Origin of the sequence: Streptomyces sp. SID3212, assembly GCF_009865405.1 — a bacterium.
Taxonomy (GTDB): domain Bacteria; phylum Actinomycetota; class Actinomycetes; order Streptomycetales; family Streptomycetaceae; genus Streptomyces.
Genome location: NZ_WWJY01000329.1, coordinates 25,701 through 36,652 on the forward strand (window position 1 = coordinate 25,701; position 10,952 = coordinate 36,652).

Sequence of the window (10,952 nt, forward strand, 5' to 3'; positions counted from 1 at the left end):
GGATCCGAACGGGGCAGGCGTACGTCCATTCCTCAACGCCGAGGTATCAGCGACGGAGGTGGCATGCATGGCCAAATTCCGGAGTCTTGCGAGACAGGTGCGTGACCCGGGGTGCGATCTGGCCTTGCGACGGTATTCACTGCGCAAGTGCCTGGAACGATTCGCCCCTTACGGTCACCGGGCGACCTGGGACCATCTGTGCGCCCGGCACGGCATCGGTCCCGAGGACCGGGCGCCGGACCCGGCGCGGCTGATGGCCGCACTGGACGAACTGGAAGAGGCGCGGGACGTGTGGCTCGCGTACGAGGAAGAATTCGCGGAGCGGCGCAAACGGGAGAAGCACGACGGGCTGCGGCGGCCCGGGAGCTTCGACGACTGGCACCGGCGGACCTGGGGCGGCAACGGTGTGGCCCGCTGCGACAACCCGGCGGTCCACCCGTCGGAGTCGCTCGCCGAGGTGCTGCGCCGGCTGATCGCCGGACTGGAGTCGGGCCCGGGAGCGGCCTGCCCGGTCTGCGCGGAGCGTGGCATCGTCTGGCAGCCCGATCTCTCCAACGAGCCGTGGTCAGGACCGGTGTGCCGGGGCTGTGGCATCGTCGTGCCGCAGCCCGTTCTCACGTCCGAGGCACTGGCCCGCGCCAAGAAGGCCCGGCTCAAGGAACTGGCCTCGGCGGCGTGACCCCCGCGCCCCCGAGGCAACGGTGAGGTGCCCGGTACCGGAGCGCGGTGCCGGGCGCGCTTATTCGGTGGCCCGGTGGTGGCCGGTGCCCGCACAGTGGGCGGCGGAACCGGTCACTGCCGTACGCACGAGGGGGAAGTGCCATGTCGACGCTGCGTGTCACCGCCGAGACACTGATCGTCCACGCGCATCCGAACGCGGACGCGCTGGAGCTGGCCCAGGTGGGCCTGTACCGCGCCGTCGTCGCCAAGGGCGCGTACCGCACCGGTGACATCGCGTTCTACATCCCGGAGCAGGCGGTGCTGCCCGCCGGGCTGATCGAGGAGCTGGGGCTCACCGGCCGGCTGGCGGGACGCGCCGCGGACCGGGTGAAGGCGGTACGGCTGCGCGGCGAGCTGTCGCAGGGGATCGTGTGCCGGCCGCGCGCGCTGGCCGGTGTGGACCTGGCGGCGGCGGTCGCGGACGGCACGGACTTCGCCGGACGGCTCTCCGTCACCAAGTGGGTGCCGCCCGTGCCTCCCACGATGGACGGCGAGGTGGAGCAGGCGCCGGACCTGCTGCCGTGGGTCGACATCGAGAACGTCCAGCGCTACCCGGACGTCTTCGAGCCGGGCGAACCGGTGATCCTCACGGAGAAGCTGCACGGCACGGCCTGCCTGCTCACGTACACGGCCGACGGCGGCGGGGTCCAGGTCGCCTCCAAGGGCTTCGGCGCGAAGGGGCTGGCGCTCAAGGAGGACCCGCGCAATCTGTACTGGCGCGCGATACGGGCCCACGACGTCCCGGCGGTCGCCGCCCGGCTCGCGGAGAAGCTCGGCGCACGCCGGATCGGCGTCTTCGGCGAGGTGTACGGAGCGGGCGTGCAGGACCTGCCGTACGGGGCGGACGGGCGCGGTACGACGCTCGGGTACGCCGTGTTCGACGTCTCGGCGGAGATCGGCGGGCAGGTCGTCTGGCTGTCGCCGGCGGAGCTGCTGACCGGTGAACTGCCCGTCGTACCCACGCTGTACGAAGGTCCGTACGCGATCGAGAAGGTGCTGGAGGCCGCGTCGGGGCGCGAGACGGTCTCCGGGCGCGCGCTGCACCTGCGGGAGGGCGTGGTGATCCGTCCGGTGACGGAGCGCCACAGCCCGGTGCTCGGCGGCCGGGCGATCGCGAAGGCCGTCAGCCCGGCCTATCTGACCCGCAAGGGCGGTACGGAGTACGAGTGACCCGTACTCCCCCCACCCGTACTCCCCCTACCCGTACTCCCCCCTTGAGGTGAGTCCCCCACGGATGAGGACGGCCCCGGCCCGGTCAGGGTGTGGGGCCGTCCTCGCCCGGGGGCGGCGTGGGGCTGCCCGGCAGGAGGCGGGAGCCGGTGAGGCGGTCGCCGAAGACGTCGTCCGGGTTGGAGAGCACGCAGGTCTCCAGGGAGAGGCAGCCGCAGCCGATGCAGTCCGTGAGATGGTCCCGGAGCCGGCCGAGCTGGTGGATGCGCCGGTCCAGCTCGGAGCGCCAGGTCTCCGAGAGGCGCGCCCAGTCCTCGCGGTTGGGGGTGCGCTCCTCCGGCAGCTCCGACAGGGCGTCCCTGATCGTGGCCAGCGGGATGCCGACCCGCTGGGCGGCCCGGACGAACGCCACGCGGCGCAGCGCGTCCCTGCTGTAGCGGCGCTGGTTGCCGCTGGTCCTGCGGCTGCTGATCAGGCCTTTGGCCTCGTAGAAGTGGAGGGCCGACACGGCGGCGCCACTGCGCGCGGACAGCTGACCGACGGTGAGTTCATGGATCTTCTCCGGAATCTGCGGCACCCCTCGGAGCCTACTGTCCGGGTGCGCGGGCGAGTGGAGTCGGCCGGAGTCGCGTTGACAGGAGCACTTCCGGCCGCCCATGCTGAGCAAGCGCTTAGACACCACGGGACGCGTGACGTGGCGCGTGACGGGACACCGGGCCGGACACTTCGAGAGGCAGGCACAGGGACATGGCTGAGCCGAGGATCTTCACCTCCGCCGAGGAGCTGCGCGCCGGGGTCGGCGAGCAGCTGGGTCACAGCGACTGGCTGGAGGTCGACCAGAAACGGATCGACCTCTTCGCCGAGGCCACCGGCGACCACCAGTGGATCCACGTGGACCCGGAGCGCGCGGCGGCCGGTCCCTTCGGCACGACGATCGCGCACGGCTATCTGACGCTGTCGCTGCTCCCGGTGTTCGTACCGCAGATCATCGCCGTCGAGAACGTGACCATGGGCGTCAACTACGGCACCAACAAGGTCAGGTTCCCGGCCCCCGTGCCGGTCGGCTCGCGGCTGCGCGCCTCGGCCGTGCTCCGGAGCGTCGAGGAGGCGGGCGGCGGGGTACAGCTGACCGCCCTCGTCACCGTCGAGCGCGAGGGCGGTACGAAGCCGGTCTGCGTGGCGGAGTCGGTGTCGCGGTACTACTTCTAGGACAGCTGCTGGGCCAGTCCGACGATGATGCCCTCCGGGCCCCGGACGTAGCAGAGCAGGTTGCTGTCCTCGTACCGGGCGATCTCGCCCAGCACCTCGGCGCCGTGAGGGCGCAGGCGGGCGACGGTGTCCTCGATGTCGTCGACGGCGAACATCACGCGGTGCGTGCCCAGGATGTTGTGCGGCCGGTCTCGCGGCCCGTCGCTCGTCGCCGCGGGGCTGAGGTACTTCGCCAGCTCCAGCCGGCTGTGGCCGTCCGGGGTCCTGACCATCGCGATGTCGCAGCGCACGCCGTCGAGCCCGGTGCACCGGTCGGCGAAGAGGCCCTCGATCCGCGCCGTGCCCTCCAGCTCCATCCCGAGCTCCAGGAAGAACGCGACGGCGGCGTCCAGGTCCTCGACGACGATGCCGACGTTGTCCATCCGCTGAATCGCCATGCTGATCTCTCCTTGCTCCTGTGTTCCTCGTGCGGCCGGTGGTGGCCTTCGACATCCCCGGGACGGAGCCGGCGCCACGTTCTCGACATGCGCGGCCCACCCTACGACCGGCGCCGCGGAGGGGCGCCGGCCACGACATTGCGCCGTGCTTGCGGGGGTGTGCGTATACGTACTCGTGCGTACGGCGCGGCCGTGCGGCGATGTCGTGCGGCGATGTCGTGCGTCCGAGTCGTATGCGGGGGAGAGCTGACCGTGGATCTGCGCTACTGGTTGCCGCGCGCGGTGGAGGTGGCCGAACGGTTCGGCGAGCAGTTCGGGCCGTTCGAGCCGCATGCCGCCCATCAGGTGGACGATGTCGCCTTCGGTGAGGCGTTCGGGCGCTTCGCCAAGCGGATGGACGACAACTACCCGTTCTTCCACCCCCGTTACGCGGGTCAGATGGTGAAGCCGCCGCACCCGGCGGCCGTGGTCGGCTACCTCACGGCGATGCTCTTCAACCCCAACAACCACGCGGCCGAGGGCGGCCCGGCCACCACGGAGATGGAGCGCGAGTGTGTCGCCGCGCTGGCCGGGATGTTCGGACTGCCCGCGCACGTGGGGCATCTGACGACCAGTGGGACGATCGCGAACCTCGAAGCGCTGTACGTGGCCCGCCTGTTGCACCCGGACCGGGGGGTCGCGTACAGCTCGGAGTGCCACTACACGCATGAGCGGATGTGCCGCGTGCTGGGCGTGGAGGGGCACCAGGTCGGGGTCGACGCGCACGGCCGGATCGATCTGGACGCGCTGGAGACGTTGTTGCGTACGGGCCGGGTCGGCACCGTCGTGGTGACCACCGGCACCACCGGTCTGGGCACGGTCGACCCGGTGCACGAGGTGCTCCCGCTGGCCCGGCGGTACGGGGCGCGGGTGCACGTGGACGCGGCGTACGGCGGTTTCTACGCGCTCCTCGGCCGGTCGGACGCGGGCGGCGGGACGGGGGGCATCGACCCGCGGCCGTGGCAGGCGATCTCCGCGTGCGACTCCGTGGTGGTCGACCCGCACAAGCACGGCCTCCAGCCTTACGGGTGCGGCGCCGTGCTGTTCGCCGACCCGAGGGCCGGACGGCACTTCGCGCACGACTCGTCGTACACCTACTTCACCGAGGCCGAACTGCACCTGGGCGAGATCAGCCTGGAGTGCTCGCGGGCCGGCGCCGCGGCGGCCGGCCTGTGGCTGACGCTCCAGCTGCTCCCGCTGACCCCCGACGGATTCGGGGCGATCCTCGCCGCCGACCGCCGCGCGGCCCTGCGGTGGGCGGACCTGATCGAGGACTCGCCGGCCCTGGAGCTCTACCAGCGGCCCGACCTCGACATCGTCACGTACTTCCCCGCGACCCGGCCGGCCACGCTGTCCGCCGTGGACGCAGCGTCCGCCCGTCTCCTGCGAGACGGCATGACCGCTCCCGAGGAGCCGGTCTTCCTGAGCGTGCTGCGTACGGACGCCGAGGCGTTCGTCCGCCGGCATCCGCGGATCGTCCGCGACGCCGAAACGGCACGGGTGATGCGCAGTGTCCTGATCAAGCCGGAGGCCGAGCACTACCTCGACCACCTGCACGCCCGGGTGGAGCAGCTCGCGGTCAACGGCCGCGCGCGGTAGTCCCGGCCCCCGCAACGCCTTCCGGAGGGAATCCGTTGTCCACGATCGAACGTCCGCCGCGCGGTGTCCTGCGCCGTCCCGCCAGGTCCGATACGGACGCTCTGGCCGCACTGATGGCCGAGGCCTTCCGCGACGATCCGCTGACCCGCTGGATCGTCGCGGACGACGCGCGCCGGGCCGAACTGCTGCCCGGCCTCTTCAAGGTCTTCGTCGAGATCTCGCACGACTACGACGGGGTGTCCGTCTCGCCCTGCGGCAACGCCGTCGTCCTGTTCCTGCCTCCGGGCGCCTCGCGGGAGGTGGACCGGCGGGAGGACGAACTCGCCGACCGGTTCGGCGCCGTCCTGGGTGACCACGCGACGGCGCTGGGGACCATCGTCCGCCTCCAGGCCGAACGCCACCCGGCCGAACCCGACCACTACTACGCGTCGTTCGCCGCCGTGCGCGGCTCGCACCGGCGGCGGGGACTGCTCTCCGCGCTGCTGGCGGAGCTGCTCGCACGCGCCGACCGGGGCGGGTACGGAACGTACGCCGAGACCAGCTCACCGGGCGGCGAGGCCTCGTGCCGGGCGGCGGGCTTCCGCCGGCTGGGCGAGGACATCGTCCTCCCGGACAACGGCCCGTCCCTGCGGCCGATGTGGCGGGACCCCCGGTGAGCGGCGGCGAGGTGACGACACCGCCGGTGGGCGGCGACCAGGTGACGAGCCCCCCGACGGGCGGTGACGAGCGCATCCACGTGTGGTCGGCGGCCGAGGTGGCGCGGGGCGAGGTGCCGGCCCGGCACCTGCCGCACCTGCGTGAAGTCCTCGACTGGAGCGGGGACTTCCTGGTCTCCGGCCATCCCGAACTGGGCCGGGGCGGCCCGGTGTGCCCGTACACCCAGCCGTCGCTGCGCAAGGGCCTGTTCCATCTGGCGGTGCCGGCCGAGGGCCAGGGCGAAGACCTGTCCGCCGCTGTCGGTTCTCTACGCGCGTGGCACGAGCGGATCTCGGCGGACCTGGACGACGACAGCCGCGAACTGCTCACCCTGCTGCTGGTGTTACCGCGGTTCGACCGCACCGACTCGGCCGAGCTGGACGAACTCCAGCGCAAGGCCAAGGACGAGTTCGTGGCCGACGGCCTGATGATCGGTCAGTTCCATCCGGTGTGCGACGAGCCGGGGCTCTGGAACACCGCCTTCCGCCCGCTCCGGGCGCCGGTGCCGCTGCTGGCGGTACGGAAGCTCCTCCTCTTCGACCTGCCGTTCCTGCTCACCGACGACACGCACCTCGACCACTACCTGAAGCGCTTCGCGCCCGACCTGCCGGCCCGGGTGCGCGGCCAGTTGGTCAGCCGCCTGGTGCCCTGATCCGGGGCGGGGCCGGTGCCGTCCTCGGGCGGCACCGGCCCCGCCGCCGTCTCCTCCTGGCGCGTGGGTGTGAACCGGAACCCGGCCCTCACTGCCTCTGGGCGGTGACCATCCGCAGGACGAGGTCCGCGTAGAGCGCGCCGACCTCGTCGGCCGTACGGCGGCCCGCCACGTTGAACCAGCGTGCCACGTCGATGCAGAGGGACAGGACGGCGAGGGTGGTGCCCGGCACGTCGGGGACGTCGAACTCGCCGTCCCGTACCCCGTCGGTCAGGATGCGCCGCACCACGGCGTCGCTGCGGCGCCGCAGCTCCAGGATCTCCGCGCGGTGCTCGGGGGCGAGCGCGTCCAGCTCGTACTGCACGACCCGCGCGGTCGTGTGCCGCTCGGCGTGCCAGCGGACGAAGCGGCGGACGACCTCGTCGAGGCGCCGGGTCGCGGTGCCGCCGCCGGCCGCCGCTTCGGTGAGCAGGGTCAGCGCCCGGTCGTGTCCGATCCTGCTGATCCGGTGGAGCAGCTCTTCCTTGGTCTTGAAGTGGATGTAGAGCGCGGCCGGGCTCATCCCGGCGCGGCTCGCGATGTCGCGGGTGGTGGTGGCGTGGTACCCACGCTCGGCGAACGCCTCGACGGCGGCGACCATCAGCCTCCTGGCCGCTTCCGGGGCGACGCCGCCCCAGGGCGCGTCCTCACCGTCGCCCGCCTGCTCCACCGTACGCATCGCTCATCCCTTCGAGTCGGCAGAAGGGTCACCCTACCCGGGAGGGTGAGCAAGCGCTTAGAGCTCAGAGCTTCTGGAAGGGGCCGTGCTCGGCGAGGATCTTCTCCAGCCTGGCCTGGTCGACGCGGCTGACGATCTGGCCGGCCTCCTGGCGGTCCCTGATGACCTTGGCGAGGGTGAAGGCGGAGGTGGTGAGGTAGAGGACCGCGATGGCGAGGAAGCCCCGGACCCACGCGTCGGCGTCGAGGCGGTAGATGCCGATGGAGATGGCGGCGAGCGCGAGGCCGAAGGAGAGGACGGCCTGTCCGTAGTAGGCGCCGGTGTTCTGCTGCTTGACGGGTGTGTCGGTCATGGGGACAGCATCCGCGCGCGGGGGTGGCGGCGGCATCCGCTGCCGTACTCAGGCGGTACTCAGGGCGGCTCTGCCCGCGTACTCCGTACGGCTCCGGAACCGGCTCCGGCTCGCGCTCGGGCTCCAGCTCAGAACGCCGACACACCTGTCAGCGCGCGGCCGATGATCAGTTTCTGGATCTGGCTGGTGCCCTCGTAGAGGGTCATCACCCGCGCGTCGCGCAGGAGTTTGCCGACCGGGTACTCGTCGATGTAGCCGTAACCGCCGAAGACCTGGAGGGCGTTGTTGGCGGACCGTACGGCGGCCTCGGACGCGAACAGCTTCGCCTGGGAGGCGGCCGTCGCGAACTCCTGGCCCCGGTCGATGAGATCGGCGACCCGCCAGGTCAGCAGCCGCGCCGCGTCCACGTCGACCGCGATGGCGCTGATCAGCTCCTGCACCAGCTGGTGGTGGGCGATGGGTTTGCCGAACTGCTCGCGCTCCCCCGCGTATCCGACGGCCGCGTCCAGCGCCGCCCGCGCGATGCCGACGCAGCCGGCGGCGACCGACATGCGGCCCTTGGCGAGGGCGGACATCGCGACGGAGAAGCCCTTGCCCTCGGGGCCGAGCAGGGCGGCGGCCGAGACCCGTACGTCCTCCAGGACCAGTTCGGCCGTGGGCTGGCCACGCAGTCCGAGCTTGCCGTGGAGGGTGCGGCGGGTCAGGCCGGGGGTGTCGGCCGGGACGAGGAAGGCGGAGACGCCCCGGTGGCCGGGGGTGCTGTTGGTGCGCGCGAAGAGGAGGACCACGTCGGCCCAGGTGCCGTTGGTGATGAACATCTTGGAGCCGCTGATGATCCAGTCGGCGCCGTCGCCGCCGCCGTCCCGTACGGCCTTCGTGGTGAGGTTTCCCGCGTCGGAGCCGGTGCCGGGCTCGGTCAGCCCGAAGCAGCCGAGGGCCTCGCCCGAGGTGAGCCGGAACAGCCACGCCCGCTTCTGCTCCTCGTCGCCCCAGGCGGCGATGGTCTTGGCCACCAGCCCCAGCGAGACGGAGACGATGCCGCGCACCGACGAGTCGCCGCGTCCCAGTTCCTCGGTGACCAGGCAGTACGTGACGTGGTCACCGCCCGAGCCGCCGTACTCCTCGGGAATCGTCAGTCCCAGGAAGCCCAGCGCGCCGAGCTTGCCGACGATGGCCCGGTCGACGCTCTCGTCCCGGTCCCAGTCGACGACGAAGGGGGTGATCTCCCGGTCGACGAAGTCCTCGGCGAGCTTGCGCGCCGCCTCCTGCTCCTCGCTCAGCTCAAGATTCACCGAAGGACCCCCCTTGGTCAGTCGATCAACCGATCAGCCGATCGACCTTAATTAGCACTGCTAGTTTCCTGTCGCCACGCCTACTATGAGTGCCATGGCCAGACCGCGCAAGCCCCTCCTCAGCAGAGAACTCATCGTCGGGGCGGCGAGCGCGCTCGTGGACGCGGAGGGGCTGGAGGCGGTCTCCACGCGGCGGCTCGCGGCGGAGCTGGGGGTGAGCGGTCCGTCCCTCTACAACCACTTCCGTACGAAGGACGAGATCCTCGAAGCGGTCGCGGACGCGGTCAGCGCGCAGGTCGACCTGTCGATGTTCGACGAGGCCGACGGCCGCGACTGGCGTACGGCGCTGCACGACTGGGCCGTCTCCTACCGGGCCGCCCTCACCGACCATCCGCACATCGTGCCGGTGCTCGCGCGCGGTCCGGGGCGGCGGCCGGCGGGGCTGCGAGTGGCGGACGCGGTGTTCGGCGCGATGGTCCGGGCGGGGTGGCCGGCGGCGCAGGCCACGTACATCGGCGCGCTGATGCGGTACTTCATCACCGGCTCGGCGCTGGGCTCGTTCGCCCGGGGGTTCGTGGACGACGCGACGGCGTACGACCCGGCGGACTATCCGCACCTGGGGCAGGCGCATCTGCTCGCGGAGCGGCAGGAGCAGGTGGACGAGGGGGCCTTCGAGACGGGGGTACGGGCGCTGATCGACGGGCTGTCGGTGCAGTACGAGGCGATATTGCGGTGAGGGGGGCGGGGGGCTGGGCGTACGTTCTCGGCATGACGAACCCCGCTCGGACCGACCCGGTGGCGATACCGGCGTCTCCGCCCGCCCCCGCCTCTTCCCCTTCCCCTACGTCTTCCCCTCCCGCGCGCTGGTTGCCGCTCGCCGCCGCGGGGGTGACGGTGGTGCTCTGGGCGTCGGCCTTCGTGTCGATCCGCAGCGCCGGTTCCGCGTACTCGCCGGGGGCGTTGGCGCTCGGGCGGCTGCTCGCGGGGGCGCTGGTGCTCGGGGTGGTGTGCGCGGTACGGCGCGAGGGGCTGCCGCCCCGGGCCGCCTGGCGCGGGATCGCCGTGTCGGGTGTCCTGTGGTTCGGCGTGTACATGGTGGTGCTCAACTGGGGTGAGCAGGAGGTCGACGCGGGCACGGCCGCGATGGTCGTGAACATCGGCCCGATCCTCATCGCCCTGCTCGGCGGGAGGCTGCTCGGCGAGTCCCTCCCGCCGCGCCTGCTGGCCGGGATGGCAGTGTCGTTCGCGGGCGCGGTGGCGGTGGGGCTGTCGATGTCGGGCGAGGGGCACGCGTCGGTGCTCGGGGTGGCGCTGTGTGTGCTGGCGGCGATGGCGTACGCGGGCGGGGTGGTGGCCCAGAAGCCGGTGCTGGCGCACGCGAGCGCGCTCCAGGCGACGACGTTCGGCTGCCTGATCGGTGCGGTGGCCTGCCTGCCGTTCGCGGGACAGCTGATCGGGGAGGCCGGCGACGCGCCGCTGTCGGCGACGCTCAACATGCTCTACCTGGGCGTCTTCCCGACGGCCCTGGCCTTCACGACCTGGGCGTACGCGCTGGCGCGCACGACGGCGGGCCGCATGGGCGCGACGACGTACGCGGTGCCCGCGCTGGTCGTCCTGATGGCCTGGCTGACCCTGGACGAGGTCCCGGCCCTGCTGACCCTCGCGGGCGGCGCGCTGTGCCTGACGGGCGTAGCCCTCTCCCGCTCCGGCCGCCGGGGCCGCCCGGGCGGGCACTCGTCACCGCCCCCGCTCCCGCCCCAGCCGGACCGGGCGGGCGAGGCCGCACCCGCGAGGTGAGGTGATCCGCTCGGGGGGGGTGCGCCGCCCGGCGCGTGCGATCGCAGGGGGAGGACCGAGGGTGTACGGAACGTGCTCGCCCGGCCCGCCAACGCGGCGAACGCGCGGCCCGGGCCAAGCACCTGGCCTGCGGCCCCACGGACGGGCCCCACGGACGGGCCCCACGGACGGGCCCCACGGACGGGCCCCACGGACGGGCCCCACGGACGGGCCCCACGGACGGGCCCCACGGACGGGCCCCACGGACGGGCCCCACGGACGGGCCCCACGG

The 10,952-nt window shown here is 72.5% G+C and carries 13 protein-coding genes; 8 read left to right on the forward strand and 5 right to left on the reverse strand.

The genetic code is table 11. From position 1 onward, the window contains the following. The first annotated feature begins 67 nt into the window (after positions 1-67). Together GT042_RS09930 and GT042_RS09935 are read left to right on the forward strand one after the other, a co-directional pair. Positions 68-679 carry a hypothetical protein gene (locus GT042_RS09930; protein ID WP_161308343.1) on the forward strand — a complete coding sequence of 204 codons (612 nt, stop codon included), beginning with the start codon at positions 68-70 and terminating at the stop codon, positions 677-679. 143 nt (positions 680-822) lie between these two features. Next, positions 823-1,890 carry an RNA ligase (ATP) gene (locus GT042_RS09935; protein WP_161308344.1) on the forward strand — a complete coding sequence of 356 codons (1,068 nt, stop codon included), beginning with the start codon at positions 823-825 and terminating at the stop codon, positions 1,888-1,890. An 85-nt stretch (positions 1,891-1,975) separates the two neighbouring features. On the opposite strand, the gene soxR is transcribed toward GT042_RS09935, so the two are convergent. Further along, a complete protein-coding gene (gene soxR / locus GT042_RS09940; RefSeq protein WP_161308345.1) occupies positions 1,976-2,467 on the reverse strand; it encodes a redox-sensitive transcriptional activator SoxR in 492 nt (163 codons plus the stop codon). Between the two features lie 170 nt (positions 2,468-2,637). Between soxR and GT042_RS09945 the strand changes: the two genes are divergently transcribed. Next, positions 2,638-3,099, forward strand: coding sequence for a MaoC family dehydratase (locus GT042_RS09945; RefSeq protein WP_161308346.1), 462 nt, complete (start codon positions 2,638-2,640; stop codon positions 3,097-3,099). Here the strand turns inward: GT042_RS09945 and GT042_RS09950 are convergent. Beyond that, positions 3,096-3,536 (reverse strand): VOC family protein, encoded by a 441-nt coding sequence (locus GT042_RS09950; protein ID WP_161308347.1) that lies wholly within the window; start codon positions 3,534-3,536, stop codon positions 3,096-3,098. The genes GT042_RS09945 and GT042_RS09950 overlap by 4 nt on opposite strands. Positions 3,537-3,788: 252 nt before the next feature. Between GT042_RS09950 and GT042_RS09955 the strand changes: the two genes are divergently transcribed. Genes GT042_RS09955 through GT042_RS09965 form a run of 3 tightly spaced genes read left to right on the forward strand, consistent with a single transcriptional unit; the run spans position 3,789 to position 6,522 of the window. After that, positions 3,789-5,174 carry an aminotransferase class V-fold PLP-dependent enzyme gene (locus GT042_RS09955; protein ID WP_161308348.1) on the forward strand — a complete coding sequence of 462 codons (1,386 nt, stop codon included), beginning with the start codon at positions 3,789-3,791 and terminating at the stop codon, positions 5,172-5,174. 35 nt (positions 5,175-5,209) lie between these two features. Then, positions 5,210-5,830 (forward strand): GNAT family N-acetyltransferase, encoded by a 621-nt coding sequence (locus tag GT042_RS09960; protein WP_161308349.1) that lies wholly within the window; start codon positions 5,210-5,212, stop codon positions 5,828-5,830. Then, a complete protein-coding gene (locus tag GT042_RS09965; protein ID WP_202532583.1) occupies positions 5,827-6,522 on the forward strand; it encodes a DUF6875 domain-containing protein in 696 nt (231 codons plus the stop codon). The genes GT042_RS09960 and GT042_RS09965 overlap by 4 nt, the downstream gene beginning before the upstream one ends. An 88-nt stretch (positions 6,523-6,610) precedes the next feature. On the opposite strand, the gene GT042_RS09970 is transcribed toward GT042_RS09965, so the two are convergent. The 3 genes from GT042_RS09970 to GT042_RS09980 all read right to left on the reverse strand — a co-directional run bounded on the left by GT042_RS09970 (position 6,611) and on the right by GT042_RS09980 (position 8,884). Continuing rightward, positions 6,611-7,240, reverse strand: a complete 630-nt coding sequence (locus tag GT042_RS09970; RefSeq protein WP_161308350.1) for a TetR/AcrR family transcriptional regulator — start codon at positions 7,238-7,240, stop codon at positions 6,611-6,613. Between the two features lie 64 nt (positions 7,241-7,304). Then, a complete protein-coding gene (locus GT042_RS09975) occupies positions 7,305-7,592 on the reverse strand; it encodes a YiaA/YiaB family inner membrane protein (protein WP_161308351.1) in 288 nt (95 codons plus the stop codon). Positions 7,593-7,720: 128 nt separating this feature from the next. Beyond that, positions 7,721-8,884 carry an acyl-CoA dehydrogenase family protein gene (locus GT042_RS09980; protein ID WP_161308352.1) on the reverse strand — a complete coding sequence of 388 codons (1,164 nt, stop codon included), beginning with the start codon at positions 8,882-8,884 and terminating at the stop codon, positions 7,721-7,723. A gap of 94 nt (positions 8,885-8,978) precedes the next feature. On the opposite strand from GT042_RS09980, the gene GT042_RS09985 reads away from it, so the two are divergent. Continuing rightward, positions 8,979-9,620: a TetR/AcrR family transcriptional regulator gene (locus GT042_RS09985; protein WP_161308353.1), complete on the forward strand. Its 642-nt coding sequence runs from the start codon at positions 8,979-8,981 to the stop codon at positions 9,618-9,620. Positions 9,621-9,652: 32 nt separating this feature from the next. Beyond that, positions 9,653-10,681 carry a DMT family transporter gene (locus GT042_RS09990; RefSeq protein ID WP_161308354.1) on the forward strand — a complete coding sequence of 343 codons (1,029 nt, stop codon included), beginning with the start codon at positions 9,653-9,655 and terminating at the stop codon, positions 10,679-10,681. Positions 10,682-10,952 lie beyond the last annotated feature (271 nt).

Excerpts from the sequence above, each read along its gene's own strand:
- GT042_RS09935 (WP_161308344.1), top strand. The coding sequence starts at position 823 with ATGTCGACGCTGCGTGTCACCGCCGAGACACTGATCGTCCACGCGCAT.
- GT042_RS09990 (WP_161308354.1), top strand. The coding sequence starts at position 9,653 with ATGACGAACCCCGCTCGGACCGACCCGGTGGCGATACCGGCGTCTCCG.
- GT042_RS09970 (WP_161308350.1), bottom strand. The coding sequence starts at position 7,240 with ATGCGTACGGTGGAGCAGGCGGGCGACGGTGAGGACGCGCCCTGGGGC.
- GT042_RS09945 (WP_161308346.1), top strand. The coding sequence starts at position 2,638 with ATGGCTGAGCCGAGGATCTTCACCTCCGCCGAGGAGCTGCGCGCCGGG.
- GT042_RS09930 (WP_161308343.1), top strand. The coding sequence starts at position 68 with ATGGCCAAATTCCGGAGTCTTGCGAGACAGGTGCGTGACCCGGGGTGC.
- GT042_RS09985 (WP_161308353.1), top strand. The coding sequence starts at position 8,979 with ATGGCCAGACCGCGCAAGCCCCTCCTCAGCAGAGAACTCATCGTCGGG.
- GT042_RS09950 (WP_161308347.1), bottom strand. The coding sequence starts at position 3,536 with ATGGCGATTCAGCGGATGGACAACGTCGGCATCGTCGTCGAGGACCTG.
- GT042_RS09975 (WP_161308351.1), bottom strand. The coding sequence starts at position 7,592 with ATGACCGACACACCCGTCAAGCAGCAGAACACCGGCGCCTACTACGGA.